The 22,623-nt window shown below is 71.3% G+C and carries 16 protein-coding genes; 8 read left to right on the forward strand and 8 right to left on the reverse strand.

Annotated elements, in window-relative coordinates; all coding sequences use genetic code 11:
• The first annotated feature begins 193 nt into the window (after nt 1–193).
• The gene (locus tag FBZ83_RS13600; protein WP_145683678.1) at nt 194–2,488 is read left to right on the forward strand and encodes an NAD(P)-binding protein; all 2,295 of its coding nucleotides are present in this window, start codon (nt 194–196) and stop codon (nt 2,486–2,488) included.
• Nucleotides 2,485–3,450 carry an acetoacetate decarboxylase family protein gene (locus tag FBZ83_RS13605; protein ID WP_145683680.1) on the forward strand — a complete coding sequence of 322 codons (966 nt, stop codon included), beginning with the start codon at nt 2,485–2,487 and terminating at the stop codon, nt 3,448–3,450. Before FBZ83_RS13600 ends, FBZ83_RS13605 begins: the two co-directional genes overlap by 4 nt.
• 39 nt (nt 3,451–3,489) lie before the next feature.
• Here the strand turns inward: FBZ83_RS13605 and FBZ83_RS13610 are convergent, their stop codons facing one another.
• The 5 genes from FBZ83_RS13610 to hisN form a co-directional block, all read right to left on the reverse strand.
• Nucleotides 3,490–4,869, reverse strand: coding sequence for an OmpP1/FadL family transporter (locus FBZ83_RS13610; protein ID WP_145683682.1), 1,380 nt, complete (start codon nt 4,867–4,869; stop codon nt 3,490–3,492).
• A gap of 13 nt (nt 4,870–4,882) precedes the next feature.
• Nucleotides 4,883–6,892, reverse strand: a complete 2,010-nt coding sequence (locus FBZ83_RS13615; protein ID WP_247888294.1) for an NAD(P)-binding protein — start codon at nt 6,890–6,892, stop codon at nt 4,883–4,885.
• Nucleotides 6,893–7,008: 116 nt separating this feature from the next.
• The gene (gene eutC / locus FBZ83_RS13620) at nt 7,009–7,821 is read right to left on the reverse strand and encodes an ethanolamine ammonia-lyase subunit EutC (RefSeq protein ID WP_145683684.1); all 813 of its coding nucleotides are present in this window, start codon (nt 7,819–7,821) and stop codon (nt 7,009–7,011) included.
• Nucleotides 7,818–9,212 (reverse strand): ethanolamine ammonia-lyase subunit EutB, encoded by a 1,395-nt coding sequence (locus FBZ83_RS13625; RefSeq protein WP_145683686.1) that lies wholly within the window; start codon nt 9,210–9,212, stop codon nt 7,818–7,820. Before FBZ83_RS13625 ends, eutC begins: the two co-directional genes overlap by 4 nt.
• A 33-nt stretch (nt 9,213–9,245) precedes the next feature.
• On the reverse strand, nt 9,246–10,079 hold the full coding sequence (hisN, locus tag FBZ83_RS13630; RefSeq protein WP_145683688.1) for a histidinol-phosphatase: 834 nt from the start codon (nt 10,077–10,079) through the stop codon (nt 9,246–9,248).
• A gap of 163 nt (nt 10,080–10,242) precedes the next feature.
• Here hisN and FBZ83_RS13635 point away from each other — a divergent pair, with 163 nt between their 5' ends.
• From FBZ83_RS13635 to FBZ83_RS13660, 6 genes are all read left to right on the forward strand, one after another.
• Nucleotides 10,243–11,262, forward strand: coding sequence for an ABC transporter substrate-binding protein (locus tag FBZ83_RS13635; protein ID WP_186466074.1), 1,020 nt, complete (start codon nt 10,243–10,245; stop codon nt 11,260–11,262).
• 180 nt (nt 11,263–11,442) lie between these two features.
• Nucleotides 11,443–12,450, forward strand: coding sequence for an ABC transporter ATP-binding protein (locus FBZ83_RS13640; protein ID WP_145683691.1), 1,008 nt, complete (start codon nt 11,443–11,445; stop codon nt 12,448–12,450).
• A complete protein-coding gene (locus FBZ83_RS13645) occupies nt 12,447–14,147 on the forward strand; it encodes an ABC transporter permease subunit (protein ID WP_145683693.1) in 1,701 nt (566 codons plus the stop codon). The genes FBZ83_RS13640 and FBZ83_RS13645 overlap by 4 nt, the downstream gene beginning before the upstream one ends.
• A gap of 3 nt (nt 14,148–14,150) precedes the next feature.
• Entirely contained in the window at nt 14,151–14,906 is a 756-nt protein-coding gene (locus tag FBZ83_RS13650; RefSeq protein ID WP_145683695.1) for a DeoR/GlpR family DNA-binding transcription regulator, read from the forward strand.
• Nucleotides 14,907–15,074: 168 nt separating this feature from the next.
• A complete protein-coding gene (locus FBZ83_RS32470) occupies nt 15,075–15,941 on the forward strand; it encodes a lysozyme (RefSeq protein WP_145683697.1) in 867 nt (288 codons plus the stop codon).
• Nucleotides 15,942–16,070: 129 nt separating this feature from the next.
• The gene (locus tag FBZ83_RS13660; RefSeq protein ID WP_186466075.1) at nt 16,071–20,153 is read left to right on the forward strand and encodes a tetratricopeptide repeat protein; all 4,083 of its coding nucleotides are present in this window, start codon (nt 16,071–16,073) and stop codon (nt 20,151–20,153) included.
• A 40-nt stretch (nt 20,154–20,193) separates the two neighbouring features.
• On the opposite strand, the gene FBZ83_RS13665 is transcribed toward FBZ83_RS13660, so the two are convergent.
• The 3 genes from FBZ83_RS13665 to FBZ83_RS13675 are packed head-to-tail and all read right to left on the reverse strand — an operon-like array spanning nt 20,194 to nt 22,622.
• A complete protein-coding gene (locus tag FBZ83_RS13665; protein ID WP_145683702.1) occupies nt 20,194–20,964 on the reverse strand; it encodes a short-chain dehydrogenase/reductase in 771 nt (256 codons plus the stop codon).
• 3 nt (nt 20,965–20,967) lie between these two features.
• Nucleotides 20,968–21,858 (reverse strand): polysaccharide deacetylase family protein, encoded by an 891-nt coding sequence (locus FBZ83_RS13670; RefSeq protein WP_145683704.1) that lies wholly within the window; start codon nt 21,856–21,858, stop codon nt 20,968–20,970.
• Nucleotides 21,855–22,622 (reverse strand): ABC transporter ATP-binding protein, encoded by a 768-nt coding sequence (locus FBZ83_RS13675; protein ID WP_040137559.1) that lies wholly within the window; start codon nt 22,620–22,622, stop codon nt 21,855–21,857. The genes FBZ83_RS13670 and FBZ83_RS13675 overlap by 4 nt, the downstream gene beginning before the upstream one ends.
• Nucleotide 22,623 lies beyond the last annotated feature (1 nt).

Raw genomic sequence — 22,623 nt, forward strand, 5'->3', positions numbered from 1 at the left:
GGCGTGGCAGCCGGGTCTTTGCACGATTTTTGCTTTGCGATCGCACGGGTCATAGGACGGGAGCATCGGCGAAACGGCGTAATAGTTCAATCGCGGTACGACAATTTATGCTAACCTCCCCCACAATTTCTGACGAGTGCCGGGAAAACTCCGCGGCGCCGTCGCGGGGATGCCGGATCGGTCGGGGGAGAGCATGGCGAAGACGAGGGTTGCAATTCTGGGTGGTGGCGTCGGCGCCCTCACCACGGCGCATTTCCTGTCCGACACGGACGAGAAGCGGGCGCGCTACGACGTCACTATCTATCAGATGGGCTGGCGGCTGGGTGGCAAGGGCGCCACCGGGCGCGACCAGTGGAACCGCATCCAGGAGCATGGCCTGCACGTCTGGTTCGGCTTCTACAACAACGCCTTCAAGATGCTCCAGGACGTCTTCGACGTCTGGAAGCGCTCGCCGGACAACACCTTCCAGTCCTGGCGCGACGTGCTGAAGCCGCAGCGCTTCACCCCCATCGGCATGGTGCTGGACGGCGGCAAGCCGGCCTATTGGCCGCTGACTTGGCCGGTGCTGGGCGGCGAGCCGGGCTCGGCCAACGTCATGCCGACCCTGCCGCAGGCCATCGCGTCGCTGGTCGGCGTGGTGCGCGACGTGTTCGAGAACTGGGACGAGCTGAGCGGCCTGATCGTCGACGGCAAGCTGGTCCACATCGACGGCCGCACCGTCGCGCCGATGCCCGTCCTGCCGGCCGACCAGCAGGTCCTTCCGGCCTCGCTCGCCACCCGCTTCGCCGACGCGATCCGAAGCTGGAAGGACCGGGAGGTCCGCCATCTGGCGCAGGCCGAGGCGCTGGTGAAGGGCGCCGCCGTGACCACCGCGAAAGACGCCGCCATCGCCGCCCACCGGCTGATCCGGGCGCTGGCCGACGGGGCGCAAAATAGGCCTGGGTCCAACCCGTCGGCGGCTCCGCCGGTCGAGCATTTCCACGACCTGATGACGCTGCTGCGGCTGATCGAGGCCGCGGCGGCCACCCTGCCCAGCAACCATGTGGCGCGCGACCTGCTGGCCTTCGTGCTTCCCTTCACCGTCGGCATCATCGCCGATTTCGGGATTGAGAAGCGCACCGCCGATTCGCTGGACGAGCTGGAATTCACCGACTGGCTGATCCGCCATGGCGGCGACGCCGCGGCGCTGAAGCAGAGCTGCTCGCTGCGCACCTGCTACGACACCTTCATGCAGTACAAGGACGGCGACTACCGTCAGCCCAACTGGGGCGCCGGCGTCGCGGCGCAGTCCTGCGTGCGCATGTTCGCCACCTGCCGCGAATCGGTGATGTGGAACATGGAAGCGGGCATGGGCGAGGTCATCATCGCGCCCATCTACCAGACCCTGCTGCAGAACGGCGTGAAGGTGAAGTTCTTCCGCCGCGTCGAGGACATCGGCCTGTCCGACGACCGCGCGCTGGTCGAGACCGTGCGTCTCGCCCGGCAGGTTGATCTGGCCGACGGCGGGGACGACTACCAGCCGCTGATCACCGTGCCGCTGGAGGACAGGAAGTTCCTGCTGGCTTGGCCGCTGGAGCCGCTGTGGGACCAGATCAAGGACGCCGACAAGGTCCAGGCGGCGCTCGCCACCAACAACTCCTCGCTGGAGTCGCACTGGTGCGCGTGGGAGCCGGTCGGGACCGAGACGCTGCAGCGCGGCCGCGACTTCGACGTCGCCGTCCTCGGTATCTCCATGGGCGGCTTCAAGGCGATGAACGACCAGCCGACCCTGGCGGCGGAGTTGCAGGCGGCCTCGCCGGCCTTCAACGCGATGACCAGCAACATCGGCATCATCCCGACGCTGTCCATGCAGCTGTGGTGCGGTCCTGACCTCCAGGGGCTGGGCTGGGAGCCGGGCCAGCCGGCCGCCGTCGCCGGGCCGGAGCCGTGGTCGATCTGGGCGGAGATGGGGCAGACGCTGCCCTACGAGTTCCGCCCCGGCGAGACCGGCGCGCCGAAGTCGGTGCATTACATCTGCGGCGTCTGGCAGACCGGTCTGGTCGCCCGGCCGACCACCGACCTCGCGGTGCCGCAGGAGGCGCTGGACAACGTCACGAACAGCGCGGCGGAGTGGCTGGACGCCTACATGGGCAACTTCTGGCCGAAGGCGACGGTGTCCGGCCATGGCGGTGTCGGCTTCAACTGGAACGTCCTCTACGATCCGTGGAACGGCACCGGGCGGGAGCGGCTGTCGCACCAGATCATCCGCGCCAACGTCGATCCGACCGAAACGCTGCCGGGCAGCGCCGCCGGTTCCACCCAGTACCGGCTGCGCACCGACGCGAGCGGGTTCTACAACCTGTTCCTGGCCGGCTGCTGGGTCCGCACCGGCTTCAACACCTCCTGCATCGAGGCGACGGTGATGTCCGGCATGCAGGCGGCGCGGGCCATCTCCGGAACGCCGCTGTTCATCTCCGGTGAGAACTTCCTGAACGGGGCGCCGTCGTGACCGCCCCCCGCTACGTCTCCTTCGCCGGGCACGGCGAGGTGTCGATCGCCGCACCCGGCGTCTTCACCGACAGCCTTGCCACCGCCTTCGTCGTGCGCAGCAACCCGGTGAACACCCAGGCGCTGGTCGACACGCTGCTGAACGCGGCGCCCGCCGGGGCGGTGCGCTACACGGTGGCCGGGCCGGTGGCGCTGTGCACCTTCCTGTCGGTGGGGCGCTGCACCAGCCCGACCGAGCCGTTCGGCTGGATTCCCTACCGGGAGGCCTCGCTGTGGCTGCCGCTGATCGAGCATCGGCCCGGCCACTGGCCGCGGCTGGTGCTGTGGATGCCCTACGTCTTCCCGGACGCGACCATTCCGCTGGTCTGCGGGCGGGAGGGCTGGGGCTTCGCCAAGTCGCTGGGCCGCATCACGCTGCCGGAGGAGGGGGCCGAGGCGCCGCGTTTCGTCTGCGAGACGACGCTGTTCCGCACCCTGTCCTCCGACTGCGAGGGGGTGTTCGCCCCTCTGCTGACGGTGGAGGGCGGGCCGTGGACCCCCGGTTCGGCGTGGCAGAGCCTTGAGGATCTTGCCGCCGATCTCGGCGACGCGCTGAAGGCCCTGCTGCGCCCCGGCGGTCTGGTCGAGGGGGTGGAGGTCGCCGTCAAGGCGGTGGAATCGCTGCTGGCCGGCACGGTGCCGGTCATCAACCTGAAGCAGTTCCGCGGCGCCCCGGACAGCGAGCTGGCCTGCTATCAGGCGCTGATCGACTGCCCGATGCACGTTGACCGCTTCCGCGGCGCGTGGCCGATGCGGGGTGACTTCACGCTGCGGGTGGCCGACTACGCCAGCCATCAGGTCATCTCGGACTTCGGCTTCGCGGCCGGGCCGGACGGCAGCGCCACCGTCCATGTGGATTTCGCCATGCAGATCCACATGGACTTCCGCGCCAACCCCGGCCGGGTGGTCTGGCAAGCGGAGTGAGGCACAGGGCGCCGGCCCCGGAAAGGGCCGGCGCTTTTTTTAAAACGCGACGCTGACGTTCAGCGCCACGATGTCGGTGCCGTTGCAGAACTTCCCCGGATTGACGGCGGAGCCGTTGGGCGGCGTGCCGTTGCTCACGCATTCCTGGAAGCCGTGGGAAAAGGCAGCGTCCAGCCGCACCGTCTCGGAGACGGCGTAGCCGACGCCGAGGCCGGCGTGCTTGGTGATGACCACCGGCACGACCGAGACGATGTCCTGTGCCGGGGCCGCCTTGTCGGCCCAGCGGAAGCCGGCGCGCAGGGTCAACGCGTCGGTCACCCGGTAGGCGGCGCCGACCGCGAAGATGTTGATGTCGCGGTAGCGCTGCGGCAGCGTCTCCCACACCGTGCCGAGGCCCGGCACGTCGACGCGGATGTTGTATTGGCGCAGCGCCTGCGCCCAGAAGGCGCGCCGGTAGTCGAAGGCGACGGTCAGGTCGGGCCGCAGCCGGTGGCTGACGCCGATGCCGAACTCGGCGGGGAGCTGGAAATTCCCCAGCGTGTATTTCGCGGGCTGGGTCAGCCGTGAGCCGTCGGGCGCCAGCACGATCACCGAGCCGTCGCCGGTCAGGTTGTTGAGCGCCGTGCGGAACTGGTAGAAGGCGCCGACGGTGGTGTCGGCCTGCGGTTTCCAGGTCAGGCCGAACCGGCCGCTCACCCCATCGCCCTCCACGCCGGCGCGGGCGATCGACGGATCGAAGATGTCGAAATAGACGCCGCCGCCCATCCCGACCATGGCGCTGGCCGCACCCAGCATCGGCCCCTGTCCGGTCAGCCGTCCGGTGGTGGCCAACGCGCCGAGCTGGTCGGCCCCCTGGAGGACGCGGAAGCCCAGGCCCGCCCGGACGTAGTCGATGGCGCCCGCCACCGTAACCTTCGGCGTCACGTCCCAGGCGGCGGCCAGCGGGACGCGCATGAACATCGCCTCGCTGCCGGTGCGCAGCCCGGTGTCGACGCCGGACGGCAGGCGGGCCATGAAGCTGCCCTCGCCGTACTCGGTGCCGAAACCGCCCTGGGCGTAGGCGCCAAGCCCGAGGGCCAGAGTCTCGTGCCGCCAGACGAACCCGCCCTGGGGGATGTAGTAGCCCTGGAAGGGGAAGGTGTCCTTGCCGTGCGCCACCTCGCCCGTCCGCGTCTGCGTGGCGCGCAGCCCGGTCGGGGCGGCGACCACCAGCCCGCCCTCCACATAGGAGGAGGAGCGCTGCGTCAGGGTCGCCGGGTTGAGGATCATGGCGGCGCCGCCGATGTCGGACGCCGCCCCGGTGCCGCCCATGCCCATGGACACGGCCCCGAATCCTTCGAAGGTGTAGACGTCGGTGGCATGGGACGGAAACGCGGCGGCCAGAGTGGCCGCCGCGGCAAAGGCTGCGATCACGCGCATTGAATCAGGATTCTCAATCGGACGGGGTGAGGTCGATGGTCTGGCGGGCGATGGCCTCGGCGGCCTGCTTTCCGGAGAGCACGGCGATCTCGGCGCTGCCCGCGCTGAACCAGGTCCGCGTCCAGTCCCCCGCCAGGAAGGCGTTGACGAAGCCGCTGTCGCCCGGCTTCAGCCGGGTCTCCACCGTCGCCGGGAAGCACTGCACGTAGAGCTCCGACGGATCGAGGTTGTAGCGGTAGTAGGAGGAATAGACCTGGCTCTGGTCGAACACGCCGTCCTTGACGGTGTTGGGCCACAGCACCCCGATGTTGGCGTTCAGCCACTGCGTGGCATCCCGGCGGACGTCCGCGGCCATCCGCTGCGGCAGGCCGCAGGCGTAGGGCGGGGCGCCGGCCGGCCAGCGGGCGGTGCCGCAGAAATACTCCACGGCCTTGACGGTGCCGGGCGGCCAGGATTCGGCGGGGATGAGGTGGCTCATCTCGCCCCAGCTGTCGAGTTCTTCGACATAGCTGGTCATGGCGGTCGGGCCGGCCTTCCAGCCCATTTCCTCGATGCTCGGCGTCATCCAGAGCTGGACCGCCTGGGTCGGCACCGCCGGGGTGACCTCGACCATCTGCTTGAAGCGCAGATTGGCGTCCATCAGCTCGGCCGCCGGGTCGGCCAGCGCGGCGGGCGGCATGGCCAGCACGACGAGATCGAAATCCTTGCCGACCTCCAGCACCGATTCCCCGGCGGTGCAGTGGCAGAACACCGATTCCAGGTTGATGCCGGCGTCGCGGATCTTGTCGCCGTCGACGATCTGGCTCCAGTCCGGCTCGGACGGCCAGCAGTAGAGCCATTTCCCGTCGTCGCCGTAGCCGACCTTGACGAACGGGTCATAGGTGCCGTTGACGAGATCGACCTGCCGGTTCAGGCGCACCCGCTCCACCCAGGCGCCGTTCTCCGAGGTTTCCAGCTTGGTCAGGCGGTGGAACAGCTTGATGTCCACCCCGCGCTGCTTCAGCACGAACCAGGCGGGCGTGAAGACGGTGTCGCCCATGCCGGCGTTCATCTTCCACAGCGGCGCGCCCTTGTAGGCGAAGCCCATCAGCAGAAGAATCTCCGCCGCGGCGCCGGCGGCGAAGCGCGCGTTCTCCGGCCCGTCGGTCGCTTCGCCGTTCTTGTAGGAGAAGCACATGTCGTAGAGCAGGCGCACCGGCGCCGACCACGCGAAGGTGTCGGAGATGCCGTTCTTTTGCAGCCACTCACGGAAGTCCTCGCCGTTGATGCGGTCGAAGCCGTCCTTGCCGTAGGGCAGCACGTCGGCGAAGCAGCCGATGGCGAAGGCGAGGCCGAAATCGGCGAAGCAGGCGAACTCCCAGCCCTCGTCCGACAGCTTCAGCAGCGGTTCCAGGACCGCCTGGAAGCCCTTCTGGACGAGCTTGAGCAGATCGACGATCAGCCCGTGGTCGAGGGCGCCGTCGCCGGCTTCCTCGATGTGGGCGCGCGCCTTCTCAAGGGCGTCCAGCCCGAGCTTCGCGGTGAGGTGGCCGGGCAGATGGTCGTGCTTGGCGACCAAGTTCTGCAGCGCACCGATCAGGAAGGCCTCAAAGCCGTTCGGGCCGAGCGACCGCGGGTCGCCGGGGGTGCCGGAGCGCTCGGGGAAATCGAGGTTCCAGGAGTGCCAGCGGGTCTTTCCGAAGCGCGGAATGTCCTGCATCAGCGTCACCTGATACAGCGGGCGGAAGGCGTCCTGCCAGGTTTGGAAGGCGTAGTCGGCGGGCTCGTCCCACTCCGCGTAGGCGCCGCGCACCATCCGGAAGGCGTTGTCGTAGAAGCCCAGAAAGATGTGCAGCCCGTGCTCCTCGATGCGCTGGCCCTGCTTGGCGTTGCGGCCGCTGGCCCCCTTGCCGCCCAGCCGCCAGCCATGGCTGACCAGCGTCACGTCGAACTTCTCGCGCAACGCCTCGGTCGCCGTGAGAGTCAGCGCGGCGGACACGCCCCCAAGCCCGCCGCCCAGCACCAGCACACGCGTCTTTCCCATCGCAGCCACCCCGAGCCCCCGGTTGTTTTGCCGGGGGATTGTGCTTGGCATCGCCGGTTGTCGCAATGGGATTAAGACGAATGCGAACATTCCGCCGCCGCACCGGTGCGAATCGGTTACGGGGCGCCGGCCCCCGGCAGTTCCGGCGGGGCGGCGGGAGCCGGGCTATCGAGCCGGATACCCGAGCGCTGCTGGGCGAACATCGCGCCGAGCAATGCGGCCGCCTGGGCGGCGGCGGCGGCGGGGGCGAGGCCGCCGACTCGGACGTTGGAGATGCAGTTGCGCTCGCTGTCCACCCGGCCCGGCCGTGGCTCCCAGGTCAGATAGAGGCCCAATGAATCAGCGGCGCTCAGTCCCGGCCGCTCGCCGATCAGGACGACACTCGCCCGTGCCTGGAGCAGCGCGCCGACCGGGTCGCCCAGCGCCACCCGCGCCTGCTCCGCCACCACCACCGGCCCGACCCGCAGCCCGGCCGCCTGGAGCTTCGGGATCAGGGCCTCCAGCACCGCGACGGCGTTGGCCTGGACAGCGGTGCCGCTCAGCCCGTCGCCGACCACCAGCGCCACGTCGGGGGCGCGGACCGGCTCCGACAGGCGGCGCTGCGACTCCTCCGACAATTGCCGGCCGAGGTCCGGGCGTTTCAGGTAGGTGGCGCGGTCGGGCGCGGCGCTGGTCACCGCGACCGCCGGCCAGCCGCGCTCCGCCAGCGCCGCCAGCAGCGCCGCGGCGTCGAGCGGCGTGTGCACGGCGTCGCGAGCCTGGGCGTGGGCGGCCTGGAAGGCGAGGTGGGCGGCGGTGGGCAGGCCGCTCCCGGCGTGGCCCAGCGCGATCCGCGCGTCGGTGTGGCGGCGCAGATGCGCCCAGCGATCGGGCTGGGCCGGGCCCGGTTGGGCGGGGGAGGAAAGGGGCACCGGCTCGGACTCGGTCATGGCTGTTCCTCCGGCAGGGGCAGGGCGGGCAGAAGGGACGACGCGGCGGGGTCGAAGCGCAGGCGCCCGGCGGAATCGGCGATGCCGGCGGCCTGCTGCCACGCCTCGAACTCCGGCGCGGGGCGGCGGCCGAGCACCTGACGCACATAGAGCGCGTCGTGGAAGGAGGTGCTCTGGTAGTTCAGCATGATGTCGTCGGCTCCCGGCACCCCCATGATGAAGGTGCAGCCGGCCACGCCGAGCAGGGTCAGCAGGGCGTCCATGTCGTCCTGGTCGGCCTCCGCGTGGTTGGTGTAGCAGACGTCGCAGCCCATCGGCAGGCCGAGCAGCTTGGCGCAGAAATGGTCCTCCAGCCCGGCCCGCGTGATCTGCTTGCCGTCGTAGAGGTATTCCGGCCCGATGAAGCCGACCACCGTGTTGACCAGTAGCGGCCGGTAGCGGCGGGCGACGGCGTAGCAGCGCGCCTCCACCGTCTGCTGGTCCACCCCCTCATGCGCGCCGGACGACAGCTCGCTGCCCTGGCCGGTCTCGAAATACATTAGGTTGTCGCCGACCGTGCCGCGGTTCAGCGCCTTGCCAGCCTCCCACGCCTCGTCCAGCAGGGCCAGCGAGACGCCGAAGGCGCGGTTGGCCGCCTCCGTCCCGGCGATGGACTGGAAGACCAGATCGACCGGCGCCCCGCGCTCCATGGCCTTCAACGCCGTGGTCACATGGGCCAGCACGCAGGACTGGATCGGCGCGCCGGTGCGCAGGCGAAGCTCCTCCAGCATCTCCAGGAGGGTCGTCATCGTCTCCACGCTGTCGGTGGCTGGGTTGATGCCGATCACCGCGTCGCCGCTGCCGTACATCAGCCCGTCGAGGACGCTGGCGGCGATGCCGCGCGGGTCGTCCACCGGGTGGTTGGGCTGCAGCCGGGTGGAGAGGCGCCCCGGCAGGCCGATGGTGTTGCGGAAGCGCGTGACGACGCGGGTCTTGGCGGCGACGGCGATCAGATCCTGCAGCCGCATGATCTTCGACACCGCCGCGACCATCTCCGGCGTCAGGCCGGGGGCGAGGGCCGTCAGGGCCGCCGCGTCCGCCGCCTCCGACAGCAGCCAGTCGCGGAAGCCGCCGACGGTCAGATGGGCGACCGGGGCGAAGGCGGCGCCGTCGTGGCCGTCGACGATCAGCCGGGTCACCTCGTCCGCCTCGTAGGGGACGACCGCCTCGGTCAGGACATGGCGCAGCGGCAGGTCGGCCAGGGCCATCTGGGCGGCCACCCGCTCCGCCGCGCTGGCGGCGATCAGCCCGGCCAGCGCGTCGCCCGAGCGCGGCGGCGAGGCGCGGGCGAGCAGCGTCTTCAGATCGGGAAACTGGTGCCGCGTCCCGGCCAGAGTGTGGGCGAATGCCATGGCGTCCCCTCTCCCCCTCCTCGGTTCGTCCGCTCAACCCGCCGCCCGCGCGATGGCGGCGATGGTCTCGGCGTGCAGGTCGGCGGTGGCGGCGGCGACCACGCGGCCGTCCGACTCCATGGTCAGCGGCTTGCCCTCCCAGTCCGTGATGAGCCCGCCGGCCCCCTCGATCACCGGCTGCATGGCCAGATAATCATAGGGCTGGAGTCCGGCCTCGATCACCAGATCGATGTGGCCGGACGCGACCAGCCCGTAGATGTAGCAGTCGCCGCCGAAGCGCCGCGTCCGCGCCTGCCGGCTGACCGTTTCGAACACCCGCAGGCCCGCCGCGTCGAAGGCGTCGGGCGAGGTGGTGTAGACCGTCGCGTCGGCCAGCCGGCGGCAGTCGCGCGTGCGGCAGGGCCGCTCCGCTCCCGTCCCGTCGCTGTAGAGTGTGGGGGTGCCGGCGCGTCCCGTCCAGCGTTCGCCCAGCACCGGCATGTCGATCACCCCGACCGCCGGGACCCCGCGCTCCAGCACCGCCAGCAGCGTGCCGTAGACCGGCCAGCCACTGATGAAGCTGCGCGTGCCGTCGATGGGGTCGATCACCCAGACGATCTCCGAGTCGAGCCGGTCGCGGCCATGCTCCTCCCCGAAGATTCCATGGTCCGGGAAGCGCTCGGCGATGCGGCGGCGCAGGGCGGCCTCCACCTCGCGGTCAGCGATGGTTACCGGGCTGTCGTCGGCTTTGGTGTCGATGGCGACCGGCGTGCGGAACCAGCGGCGGGACAGCGCGCGCGCCTCGTCCGCCAGGGCGGCGGCGAAGCCGGCCAACTCCCCGGTCAACGCCGCACGGTCGATGGTCGCGTCCTTGGTGGTGGGGCTCATGATTTGCCTTATTTCTGTGCGGCTGCGCAAATGCACGCCAACTGTGCAATCATGGTAGACACAAACGCACAGAAGTGCAAACCTCCACTTAAATCCACGGCGGGCACGGGCTCGCCACCGGCCGGGGCGCCGGGAAAGGGCATGCGGAACAGAGGGGTTGGCGATGGTGGAGTTTGCTGGGAAGTCGCTGCTGGCCGGCGTGGTTCTGATGGGGGCGGCGGTGCTGCCGGCCGTCGCGCAGGCGGGGACGCTGACCGTCTACACGGCGCTGGAGGAGGACGAGATCGCCGACTATGTGGCGGCGGCGAAGAAGGACCTGCCCGACATCGACCTGAAGGTGCTGCGCCTGTCCACCGGCGACCTCGGCGCCCGCATGCTGGCCGAGGCGTCCAACCCGCAGCACGACGTGATCTGGGGCTGGGCCGTCACCAACATGCTGGACCCGCGCGTCATGGCGCTGGTCGAGCCCTACGCCGCCAAGGGCTCCGACGCGCTGCCGGCCGCCTACAAGGGGGCGGACGCGCGCTGGTTCGCCGCCACCGGCTATATGGCCGCCTTCTGCGTCAACACCGAGCTTCTGAAGGCCAAGAACCTGCCGGTCCCGACCTCCTGGAAGGACCTGACCAACCCAGTCTACAAGGGCGAGGTGGTGATGCCGAACCCGGTCTCCTCGGGCACCGGCTATCTCCAGATCGCCGCGATCCTGCAGAGCCAGGGCAACGAGAAGGGCTGGCAGTTCCTGAAGACGCTGGACGGCAACGTCGCCCAGTACATCAAGTCCGGCTCCAAGCCCTGCAAGTCGGCCCGCTCGGGCGAGTTCGCCATCGGCGCCTCGCTGGCCTTCGCGGCCATCAAGTCGGTCGAGGAGGGCTTCCCGCTCAAGATGGTCATTCCGACGGACGGCGCCGGCTACGAGCTGGAGGCGTCGGCTCTGATGAAGACGTCGAAGAACAAGGAGGACGCCAAGCGCTTCCTCGACTGGACCCTGTCGCCCAAGGCCGCCGCGCTCTACACCAAGTACAAGGAGATCGTGACGATCCCCGGCGCCCCGGTCGCCAAGGCGGCGGAGGAGGCCGGCCTGCCGGCGGATGTGCAGAAGGTCCTCTACCCGATGGACTTCGCCAAGTCCGCGGCGGAGCGCGACGCCATCCTGAAGACCTGGCAGGGCAGCATCGGCCGCTGAGGCCTGTTCCCCTCTCCCGTCCCGGGAGAGGGTGCCCGCGAACGCGGGCGGGTGAGGGGCGCGCAAGAATCAAGGCACGCAGTCTTGGCGGCACCCTCACCCTTCCCGCGCTTTCGCGCGGGCCCCTTCCCTCTCCCGGGGCGGGAGAGGGAGTCATCCCCCGCTCCAGATGGCCGCGCCATGGATTTGCAGATCAAGAACCTCCTGAAGACCTTCGACGGCTTCGTCGCCCTCGACCGCATCAACCTGACCGTGGAGGAGCGGGAATTCGTCTGCCTGCTGGGGCCGAGCGGCTGCGGCAAGACCACGCTGCTGCGCATCGTCGCCGGGCTGATGCCCTACGACACGGGCGAGCTGCGGATGGGCGGGCGGGACCTCGGCGCCGTGCCGGCGCGCGACCGCGGCTTCGGCATCGTCTTTCAGTCCTATTCGCTCTTTCCCAACATGACGGTGGCCGAGAACATCGGCTACGGCCTGAAGATCCGCAAGGCGCCCGGCGACCGCATCGCGGCGCGGGTGAAGGAGCTTCTGGAGCTGATCAAACTGCCGCAACTCGCCGACCGCTACCCCTGGCAGCTCTCCGGCGGGCAGCAGCAGCGCGTGGCGCTGGCCCGCGCGCTGGCCGTCGATCCGTCGCTGATCCTGCTGGACGAGCCGCTGTCGGCGCTCGACGCCCGCGTGCGCGCCGACCTGCGGGCGGAGATCCGCGACGTGCAGCGCCGGCTGGGCATCCCCACCATCATGGTCACCCACGACCAGGAGGAGGCGCTGACCCTGGCCGACAAGGTCGTCTGCATGAACCACGGGCTGATCGAGCAGGTCGGCACGCCGCAGGACCTCTACCTGCGCCCGCGCACCCGCTTCGTCGCCGACTTCATGGGCAGCAGCAACCTGCTGCCGACCGGCTGGGTGCGCGACGCCATGCCCCACCTGCTGCCCGGCCGCCCGGATGGGGCGGAGAACGCCTATGAGGCTTGCGTCCGTCCGGAGCGGATTGCCGTCGCCCCGGCGGCGGATGGGGAGGGGCGGGTGATCGACCTCACCTTCCTCGGCAACATCCGCCGGCTGCGCCTGTCCTGGCGGGGTCGGGAGCTGCTGGCCGAAACCCACCAGGACCCCGGCGTCGGACCGGGCGCCACGGTGGACGTGTCGGTGGCGGCGGAGGCCTGCGCCTGGGTGCGCGCATGACCATGCCCGCCCTGACCCTTCCCGGCAAGACGCCCAACGCCGCCCGGCCCCGCCGCCTGCGCCGCCCGCTGGACGAGAGGCTGCTCTACGGCGCCTGCGTGCTGGTGCCGGTGGTGGCGCTGGTCCTGTTCTTCCTGCTGCCGCTGGGCACCATCGTCTGGCGCAGCGTCCTGGAGGAGGAGGGCGGCGTCGGCCTCGCCAACTATCTGGCCCTGTTCCAGACGCCGGGCATCCTGCGCGCGGTCGGCAACAGCCTGCTGGTCGGCGGCGCCACCACGGTGGTCTGCCTGCTGCTCGGCTTCATGGTCGCCTACGCCGTGCAGCGCACGCGCATCCCGGGCAAGCGCTTCGTCGCGGCGGCCCTGTCGCTGCCGCTGCTGGCGCCGTCGCTGGTGCTCGGCCTCGGCCTGATCTTCCTGCTGGGCCGCAACGGGCTGGTCAGCAACCTGATCGGCACGCGGCTGAACATCTACGGCTTCCCCGGCCTGCTGATCGCCAACGTGCTCTACGCGCTGCCCCAGGCGGTGCTGATCATCCAGGCGGCGCTGCGCCAGTCCGACGCCCGCTACTACGACGCGGCGGAGGTGATGGGGGCGACCAGGCTCCAGCAGTTCTTCGGCATCACCCTGCCCAACGTGAGGTTCGGCCTGCTCAGCGCCGGCTTCGTGGTCTTCACCGTGACGATCACCGATTTCGGCAACGCGGTGACCATCGGCGGCGACTTCTCCGTCCTGGCGACCGAGATCTACAATCAGGTCACCGGCCAGATGAGGTTCGGCATCGGCGCCGCGGTCGGCATTCTGCTGCTGCTGCCCACCGGCATCGCCGTCTACATCGAGCGGGTGGCCGCCCAGCGCCAGTTCGGCACCGCCTCGGAAAGCGCCCTGCCGCCGGTCCCCGATTACGTGCCGGTGCGCGACATCCCGCTGTTCCTCGCCTCCATGACGCTGGCCCTGTCCATCGTGGCGGTGGTGGCGACGGTGGTCTTCGCCAGCTTCGTCCGGCTGTGGCCCTACCGGCTGGACCTCACGCTCAAGCATTACTCGATCACGCTCAGCGGCGGCTACGACCCGCTGTGGACCTCGCTCGCCGTGTCGGCCGGGGCGGCGGCGATCGGCACGGCGCTGCTCTTCGCCCTGGTCCTGGGGCTGCGGCGGATGCCGCCGGGGGTGGCGAAGGCGGTCTATCTGCTGGCCGTCCTGCCGGTCGGCGTGCCCGGCCTGGTGCTCGGCCTGTCCTACATCTTCGCCTTCAACCTTGCGGGAACGCCGCTGCACATGCTGTATGGCACGGTGCTTCTGCTGGCGCTGTGCAACTTCTACCACTACCACACGCAGGGTTTCCTCACGATGGTCACCGGAATGCGCGCCGTGCCGCCGGCGCTGGAGGAGGCGGCGAGTTGCCTCGGCGGCGGCGTCCTGCGGGTGCTCGGCGACGTGGTGGTGCCGGTGATGGTGCCGACGCTGCTGTCGGTCTTCTTCTTCCTGTTCATGCGCTCCATGGTCACGCTGTCGGCGATCATCTTCCTGGTCACGCCCTCGACCAACCTCGCCGCGGTGACGGTGATGCGGCTGGACGAGGCCGGCTTCGTGTCGCAGGCGGCGGCCTTCTCAACCTGCATCATGGCGGCGGTCGCGGCAGCGGCGCTGGCGATGCGCGGCGCCCTGGCGCTGGCGACCCGGCGCAAGGCGGCCTGAGCGATGCTTCAGGAGGAACGCCACCAGCGCATCCGCGCCCTGCTGACGGCGCTTCACCGGGTGTCCACCGACCGCATCGCCGGCGACCTCGGCGTGTCGCGCGAGACGGTGCGGCGCGACATCGTGGAGCTGGAATCGCGCGGCGAGCTGCGCCGCGTCCATGGCGGCGTCGTCGCCGTCGGGCCGGAGCCGGAACCCCCGATCGCCGTGCGCAGCCAGGTCCGCCTGAAGGAGAAGCGGGCCATCGCCAAGGCGGCGGCGCGGCTGGTCTCGCCCGGCCAGACGCTGTTCCTCGACTTCGGCAGCACGGTGTCGGCCCTGGCGGAGGAACTGGCGAGCCTGCCCGGCCTGACCATCGTCACCAACTCCTTCGACGTGGCGCAGACCGTCGCCAACCAGAACCGCAGCCGGGTGGTGCTGCTGGGCGGCCGGGTGGACGAGGGATTGCCGGCCACCTTCGGCGAAGGCACGGTGGCGGAGATCCACCGCTACCGCGCCGACATGGCGCTGCTGTCGCCGGTGGCGCTGCACCCCCGCTACGGCGCCACCAGCTTCGACCCGCGCGAGGCGGAGGTGGCCCGCGCCATGGTCGGCAACGCCGGACGCACGGTGATCCTGGCCGACCACAGCAAGATCGGGCAGGCCAGCCGGGTCAGCTTCTGCCCGGTGAAGGGCATCGACACGCTGGTCACCGACGCCCGCTCCCGCGACCTGCCGGAACTGGCCGCGCTGGCCGTGCCGGACGTGATGTTCGGCTGAACCGCCCGATGTTAAGAAAACGCTTTACACGAAAAGGAAAATAATCCTTACTACGGGCATCAACGCCCGAACTGCGCCCGCCCGGCTCCGCCGCGGCGGGCGTCGTCGTTTTCGGCCGTGCTTGTCGTGACCGGTGTGGAACCGTCCCGACCCTTCGCAGGAGCGACCATGACCACCCTCCTTGCGGCTTCGCCGCCCTCCACCGTCCGGGCGGCACCGCCGCCCGCCGCGTTCGATCTGGCCCGCCATTTCGAGGGCTTGTCCCGAACCGCCTACCGCTGCCCCGCCGGTGTGTGGACCATCGGCTACGGCCACACCCGCGATGTCGCCCCCGGCGACGCCGTCACCACCGAACGGGCCGAGCGCCTGCTGGCCGACGATCTGGCCGAGGCGGCCTCGCTGGTCGACGGCGCGGTGACCGTTCCCCTGACCGACGGGCAACGGGCCGCGCTGATCGACTTCGTCTTCAACGTCGGGCCGGGCCGGGCCAAAAAGGGCAAGGACCCGGGGAGGGACGGTTTCATCCGCCTGCGCAGCGGCAAGCCGTCCACCCTGCTGCGCAAGCTGAACGCCGGCGACGCCGAGGGGGCCGCCAGCGCGTTCGGCGCCTGGGTCTATGGCGGTGGCCGGCTGCTGCCCGGTCTTGTGCGGCGCCGGCGCGCCGAGGAGCTGCTGTTCCGCGGGGCGGACTGGCGGAGCGCCCTCAACGACGGCCCGATGGCCCAGGCGGTGGAGCCGGCGGTGCCGTCCGTCACGACCGCCGCCGTCCGCGCCGCCGCAGGGACGCTGGCGGTCGGCGGCTCACTCGGCGTGGTGGCCGAGGCGCTGGGCCCGGTGCTGCAGGTGACCCAGCAGGTGCAGGACCTCGCCGGGCAGGCGCAGGGCGTGGCGGCCCAGGCGCAGGGCGTGTCCGCCGCCATCCGGGACCTGGCCGGGCTGCTCGGCTGGGCGCCGTCGCCGGCGGTGGCGGTGCTCGCCACCGGCCTGGTGGTGACGCTGGCCCTGCTGTGGCGGGAGCGGCGCTCGCGCGGCTGACCACAACTACGGTTCGCGGCCCCGCCGTTTTCCGGGGCGGCGGGGCCGCGAAGCCGCGTGCGTTGGCGGCGGTGGATGTGCTGTACTCCAGGTTCGCCGATCGAGACCCTCCAGCCGCGAACCGCCGCCATGCCGCTCTCCTCCATTCCCGGTCGTTCCGCCGTCCTCGCCAGCCCCGTCGCCGAGGCGATCCGGCTTGAACGGTCCGGTCGTCCCGCCGCCGCCGAGGCGGTGCTGCGCGGCATCCTGGCCACCGACGGGACCAACGAGGAGGCGTGGCTGCGGCTGGGCGGCCTCGCGCTCACCGACGGGCGCCACGGTCGCGCCGCGCGCTGCTTCGCCCGCGTCATGCTTCTGGCGCCGGACCGGGCGCAGGCGATGCACAATCTCGCCGAATCGCTGCGCCTGACCGGGCGGAAGGGGCGGGCATCCATCGCCTTCACGCGGGCCCTGCGGCTGCGTCCGGACTATCCCAGGGCGCTGACGGCCTTCGCGCTGATGATGCAGGATCAGGGCACGGGACGCGGGGCGCGGCACCTCGCCGCCCGTGCCCTGATCGCCGACCCGGCCTTCGCGATGGGATGGCGCAATCTGGCGATGCTGCTCCAGCCCCTGAACCAGCCGGAGGCGATGGTCCGGCTGCTGCGCCGGGCGGTGCTGTCCGATCCCGGCAACGCCGGTCTCCAGGCCGCCCACGGCATCGCCCTGTGCGAGATCAAGGAAGCCCGCCGCGGCCAGGAGGCGCTGCGCCGCGCCGTCGCGCTGGCACCCGGCGGGGCCGAGCCCCTGGGCCAGCTGGCCTCCGGGCTGATGCACGCCGGCGATTCCGACGGAGCCCTGCTGGCGTCGTCGCGCTGCCGCCGCATCGACCCGATGGCGTCGGCGGCGGACGCGCAGGATGCCCTGACCTGGATGATGATGGGCGACTTCCGGCGCGGCACCGCCGCGATCCGGCGCGCCCTGGCCCTGGACCCGGGAAACCCCGGCGTCCTGACCAACGCCGCCCTGCTCCTGCACGCCGGGAACGGCGGCGACGAGAGCGTCCGCTGGAGCCTGCGCGTCCTGCATCTGGACCCCACCAGCACCGTGGCCCGCTTCAATCTGTCGATGTCGCTGCTGCAGCGGGGCGATTTCGCCCGCGGCTGGTCGCTCTACGAGGCGCGCTGGTCGATGTGGGGGGCGAGCTACCCGAGCCACGCCCCGGCCTGGGACGGCGGCCCGCTGAACGGCCGCAGCATCCTGCTGACCGCCGAGCAGGGGCACGGCGACACCCTGCATTTCGTCCGCTATGCCACCCTGCTGGCCGAGCGCGGCGGGCGCGTGGTCCTGCATGTCCAGCCGTTGCTGAAGCGGCTGCTCGCCAACACCCCCGGCGTCACCGCCGTGCACGGCATGGACGAGGAACCGCCGGCCTGCGACCTGTGCGCGCCGCTGCTCAGCCTGCCCCGGCTGGTCGGCACCCGGCTGGAGAGCATCCCCGCCGCCATGCCCTACCTGCGCGCCAGCGCGGCCGACCGCCCGGCGTGGCGGGAGCGGCTGGCCGGCGAGCGGCGGCTGAAGGTCGGCCTCGTCTGGGCGGGCGAACCGCGCAAGGGCGACATGAAGGCCAACTCGGTCGATCGGCGGCGCAGCCTGACGCTCGATGCCCTGGCCCCGCTGGCCGGCATCCCGGGCGTTGCCTTCTACAGCCTGCAGATCGGCGAGGCCGGCGCCCAGGCCAAGGCGCCGCCGCCGGGGATGGCGGTGGTCGACTGGACCGGCCACATCCGCGACTTCGCCGACACCGCGGCCTTCATCGACGAGTTGGATCTGGTGGTGACGGTGGACACCTCGGTCTGCCATCTGGCGGGCGGGCTGGGCAAGCCGGTGTGGGTGCTGTCGCGCTTCGACGCCTGCTGGCGCTGGCTCGGTCACCGCGAGGACAGCCCCTGGTACCCGACCATGCGCCTGTTCTACCAGGACGAGCCGGGCGTCTGGGAGCCGCCCATCGCCCGGCTGGCCGCCGCTCTGGCCGCTCTGGCCGCCGAGCGCGGAGCCCTGCCGGGACCGGACACCCGGCAGGCGACGCAACGGGTGGCGGAACGGGCGCCGGACCCGTTGGGCGCGGGGCTGACGGCGGCGCTCGCCGCCCACCGCTCCGGCCGCTTGGCGGAGGCTGCGGGCGGCTACCGCCGGGCGCTCGCCGCCGATCCGGCGCGGGGCGACGCGCTGCATCTTCTCGGGCTGACAGCTCTGGCCGGTGATGACCGGGGCGGCGATCGTGAGGAGGCCGGGCGCTGGCTCGACCGTGCCGTCGCCGTCGAGCCGGCGCGCGCGGTCTTCCGCAACTCGCTGGGCGAGCGACACCGCTCCGCCGACCGGTCCGAGGCCGCCGGCCGCTCCTACCGTCAGGCCACCATGCTCGACCCCGGCTATGCCGAGCCGTGGGTCAACCTCACCAAGCTGTCGGTCGCCGCCGGCCGGCCGGGCGACGGCGTCCGTCTGGCCCGTCGGGCGGTGCGTCTGTCGCCCGGCCTGCCCGACGCCTGGCGCGGCCTCACTCAGGCGGCGCTGGAGCAGGGCGCGGCCACCGTGGCCGAGCGGGCCGCCCAACGGGCGCTGGCGCTGGCCCCCGCCGACGCGGAGGCGCTGGGCCACGCCGCGCGGCTGGCCGGCCGGCGCGGCGACCGGGATTTGGCCGAACGGCTGCTCGGGCGCGTCCTGCGCCTCGCCCCGGAGTCGGCGCCGGCGTGGCGCGAGCGCGCCGACCTGTGCCTGAAGGGCGGCGGGCACGCCGCCGCCCTGCCGATGCTGCAACGGGCGCTCGCCCTCGCTCCTGATTTCCCGGAGGCGCTCAACAACTGCGGTGGGGCGCTGCTCGGGCTGCGCCGTCGCGAGGAGGCGGGGCGCCAGTACCGCCGGGCCATCCAGCTCCGCCCCGGCTACCCCGACCCCTGGAACAACGCCGGCAGCGCCCTGCAGGAGCGCGGCGACACCGCCCAGGCCCTGGATCATTACCGGCGCGCGGTGGCGCTCTCCCCCGAGCATCCGGTGGCCTACGCCAACATGGGCGAGACGATCCGCGCCTCGGCGGCCGGGCTGGCGGATTTCCGGACGGCGGAGACGCTGTGCCGCCGCGCCCTGACGCTGGTGCCGGACCATGGCGCCGCCCTCAACGCGCTGTCCGTGTTGTGCCTGGACCTGCGACGCTTGGAGGAGGCCGAAGCCGGCTTCCGCACGCTCATCGACCGCGACCCGGGGAGCGCCCAGGCCCGCTTCAACCTGTCGCTGGTCCTGCTGACCAGCGGCCGCCTGCGCGAAGGGTGGGAGCATTACGAGGAACGCTGGCGGATCGGCGAGATTCCCGTTCCCAAAGCGCCCGGCCGGCTGTGGACCGGCGAACCGCTGGAGGGACGCACCATCCTGCTGCACGCCGAGCAGGGGCATGGCGACACGCTGCAGTTCGCGCGCTACGCCCCGCTGGTGGCGGCGCGGGGCGGCCGCGTCCATCTGGCCGTGCACAACGGCCTGCGGCGCCTGATGGAGCGCCTTCCCGGGCTGGAGGGGGTGTACGACCTGTACGGCGGGTTGCCGGCGACAGAGTTCCACTGCCCGCTGCTCAGCCTGCCGCGCGCCTTCGGAACGGAGCTTGGCAGCATCCCCACGGCGGTCCCCTACCTGACCGCCGATCCGGCGGAGGTGGAGCACTGGCGGGCGCGCCTGCCCGCGGACGGGCGGCTCAAGGTCGGGCTCGTGTGGTCCGGCGACCCGCGCCCGCACAGCCCCAAGGCCAACGCGGTCGACCGGCGGCGCAGCCTGACCCTGGCCGCCCTGGCGCCGCTGGCCGCCGCCGGGGACGTTCTGTTCGTCAGCCTGCAGAAGGGCACCCCCGCGGAGCAGGCCAAGGAGCCGCCGCCCGGCATGGACCTGATCGACCCGATGGACGCGGTGACGGATTTCGCGGACACGGCGGCGCTGATGCGCTGTCTGGACCTGATCGTCACGGTGGACACGTCGGTGGCCCATCTGGCCGGTGGGCTGGGCCTGCCGGTGTGGGTGCTGTCGCGGTTCTCCGGCTGCTGGCGCTGGCTCGAACACCGTGCGGACAGCCCCTGGTACCCGACGCTCCGGCTGTTCCACCAGCCCGGCCCCGGCGACTGGGAGCCCGCCGTCGCCCAACTGGCTGAGGCGTTGACCGAGCGGCTGCGATCGCACGCGGCCCATCCGTTTTGACTGGCCGGCATGACCGGGAAGGGCCGTCGCGCGATCCGGATCAGCGGAAGCGTCCGCCGCCGTCCATGTCGACCACCGCGCCCGACAGGTAGGTGACGCGCGGCGAGCTGAGGAGCGTGACCAGGGAGGCGATCTCCGTCGGTTCGGCGAGGCGCCCGAAGGGAAGATCGCCCAGGGCTTCGGCCCAGCGTTCCTCATCGTCGAAGCGCGTCTTGGCGCGCTTGCGGTAGACCGCCGCGACCCGGTCGGTGCGCGTCGCCGAGGGGTTCACCCCGAAGACGCGGACGTTCCAGTCGGTGCTGCGGGCGCCCACCGCCTGGGTGAAGGCGATCAGCGCCGCGTTGCCCGCCGAGCCGCAGGCGTAGTCCCAGCGCGGCGTCATGCCCATCATGCCGATGACGTTGACGATGGTGCCGCCGCCGCGCTTCCGCATCGCCTCGACGAAGAGCTTCGTCATGTGGATGTAGCCGAAGACCTTCAGCTTCCACGCCGCTTCCCATTCGTCCATGCCGAGGTCGAGGACGCTGCCGCCGGGGATCGCCCCGGCGTTGTTGATCAGCACGTCGATGTCGGGAAGCGCCGCAGCGAGCCGTTCGCGGGCCTCACCGTTCGCAAGGTCGGCGGCCATCGTCTCGACCGCCACGCCGTGACGCTCGCGGATGCCCGCCGCCGCCGTCTCCAGCGCCGCCGCGTCGCGGGCGACCAGGACGGGCAGGGCGCCCTCGGCGGCGAAGGCCTCGGCGCAGGCGAGCCCGATGCCTTTTGAGCCCCCGGTGACGAGGACCCTTTTGCCGGACAGGTTCAAGTCCATTGCTCAGCCCTCCGCTTGGTCGGTTGCCGGTTCTGCCGCCGCGTACCAGTCCGCGATCTGCGGGCCGGTGGCGAAGGCGACGTGCGGCGAGGCCTGCAGCAGGTCGAGCATGGCTTCCAGCTCGTGCAGCCGGTGCGGCACCGCGATCAGGTGCGGGTGCAGGCCGATGGCCAGGACGCACGGGTTCTCCGCGCACTCGCGCTCGAACAGCCGCAGCGTGTGGCCGAGCCGGCTCAGCATCTCGCCCGTCGCGTGCTTCTCGATGGCATAGACGATGGAGTCGTTGATTTCCAGGTTGTAGGGCATGGCGAGCAGCGGGCCGTGGGCGGTGCGCATCCAGCTCGGCAGGTCGTCGACCACCCAGTCGAACACATGGTCGATGCCCTGGCGGCGCAGCAGGTCGGGCGTCTGCACCGTTTCGCGCAGGCCGGGGCTCAGCCAGCCGCGCGGGCGCGTGCCGGTGAAGCGCTCGATGCGGTCCAGCGCCGCCTCGATCAGCGCCTCCTCGCCGTCGCCGGCGTGGTTGATCGCCTTCTGGTGCATGCCATGGCCGATGAACTCCCAGCCGGCGGCGAGCATGGCCTCGGCGGCCTGCGGGTAGGCGTCGATGACGCCGGCGTTCAAGCTGGTCGAGGCGGGCACGCCGCGGTCGCGGAACAGCTTCAGGATGCGCGGCAGGCCGCTGCGCATGCCGTAGTCGGCCCAGCTGAAATTCGGCACGTCCGGCACCGTTTCCCGCCCGTGCGGCGGGGTGATGATGGTGCGCGGCATCGCCTCGTCGAAGCGCCAGTTCTCCACGTTGACGACCAGATGGGCGATGATCCGCCGCCCCTGGAAGTCGGGCAGAGCCGGCCGCGCGTCGGACAGGCGGTAGCTGATCCGGGGGTTGGTCATGCGTGTTCCTTCTGGGCTTCGCGCATCTCGGCCATGATGGCGGCCTTGTGCCGGATGAAGGCCGGGTCGGTGAGCTGGTCCACCGAGCGGGGCCGCGGCAGGTCCACGGTGATCTCGCGGGTGATCCGCCCCGGCCGGGCCGACATGATGCAGATGCGGTCGGCGAGCAGGATCGCCTCGTCGATGTCGTGGGTGACGAACAGCACCGTGGTGCCGAGCGACTGCCAGACGTCGAGGAGAAGCTGCTGCATGCTCATGCGCGTCTGGGCGTCGAGCGCGCCGAACGGCTCGTCCATCAGCAGCGCCTTGGGGTCCATGACCAGGGCGCGGGCGATGCCGACGCGCTGGCGCATGCCGCCGGAGAGCTGCGAGGGCAGGGAATGGGCGAAGCGCTCCAGCCCGACGAGGCGGAGAAGCTCGCGGATCTTCGGCTCGTATTCGGCGCGCGGGCGCTTCTGGACGCTCGGCCCGAAGGCGATGTTCTGCTCCACCGTCAGCCAGGGCAGCAGGGCCGCCTCCTGGAAAACGACGGCGCGTTCCGGGCCGGGGCTGTCGACCGTGCCGCCGTTGAAGGACAGCGCGCCGGAGGTCATCTCCTCGAAGCCGGCGATCAGGTTGAGCAGGGTGGATTTGCCGCAGCCCGAAGGGCCGAGCAGGGCGACGAACTCGCCTTCGCCGATGTCGAGATTGACGCGGTCGAGTGCGATGACCGGCTGCTTGCCGGGATAGGTCTTGACGACCTCGCGGAAACGTATGGTGCCCATG

Origin of the sequence: Azospirillum brasilense (genome assembly GCF_007827815.1) — a bacterium.
Classification (GTDB): Bacteria; Pseudomonadota; Alphaproteobacteria; order Azospirillales; family Azospirillaceae; genus Azospirillum; species Azospirillum brasilense_C.

Bases quoted from the DNA above. Each gene is read 5' to 3' on its own strand.
- FBZ83_RS13600 (WP_145683678.1), top strand. From the start codon at position 194: ATGGCGAAGACGAGGGTTGCAATTCTGGGTGGTGGCGTCGGCGCCCTC.
- FBZ83_RS13610 (WP_145683682.1), bottom strand. From the start codon at position 4,869: ATGCGCGTGATCGCAGCCTTTGCCGCGGCGGCCACTCTGGCCGCCGCG.
- FBZ83_RS13615 (WP_247888294.1), bottom strand. From the start codon at position 6,892: ATGGGAAAGACGCGTGTGCTGGTGCTGGGCGGCGGGCTTGGGGGCGTG.
- eutC (WP_145683684.1), bottom strand. From the start codon at position 7,821: ATGACCGAGTCCGAGCCGGTGCCCCTTTCCTCCCCCGCCCAACCGGGC.
- FBZ83_RS13625 (WP_145683686.1), bottom strand. From the start codon at position 9,212: ATGGCATTCGCCCACACTCTGGCCGGGACGCGGCACCAGTTTCCCGAT.
- hisN (WP_145683688.1), bottom strand. From the start codon at position 10,079: ATGAGCCCCACCACCAAGGACGCGACCATCGACCGTGCGGCGTTGACC.
- FBZ83_RS13635 (WP_186466074.1), top strand. From the start codon at position 10,243: ATGGTGGAGTTTGCTGGGAAGTCGCTGCTGGCCGGCGTGGTTCTGATG.
- FBZ83_RS13640 (WP_145683691.1), top strand. From the start codon at position 11,443: ATGGATTTGCAGATCAAGAACCTCCTGAAGACCTTCGACGGCTTCGTC.
- FBZ83_RS13645 (WP_145683693.1), top strand. From the start codon at position 12,447: ATGACCATGCCCGCCCTGACCCTTCCCGGCAAGACGCCCAACGCCGCC.
- FBZ83_RS13650 (WP_145683695.1), top strand. From the start codon at position 14,151: ATGCTTCAGGAGGAACGCCACCAGCGCATCCGCGCCCTGCTGACGGCG.
- FBZ83_RS32470 (WP_145683697.1), top strand. From the start codon at position 15,075: ATGACCACCCTCCTTGCGGCTTCGCCGCCCTCCACCGTCCGGGCGGCA.
- FBZ83_RS13660 (WP_186466075.1), top strand. From the start codon at position 16,071: ATGCCGCTCTCCTCCATTCCCGGTCGTTCCGCCGTCCTCGCCAGCCCC.
- FBZ83_RS13665 (WP_145683702.1), bottom strand. From the start codon at position 20,964: ATGGACTTGAACCTGTCCGGCAAAAGGGTCCTCGTCACCGGGGGCTCA.
- FBZ83_RS13670 (WP_145683704.1), bottom strand. From the start codon at position 21,858: ATGACCAACCCCCGGATCAGCTACCGCCTGTCCGACGCGCGGCCGGCT.
- FBZ83_RS13675 (WP_040137559.1), bottom strand. From the start codon at position 22,622: ATGGGCACCATACGTTTCCGCGAGGTCGTCAAGACCTATCCCGGCAAG.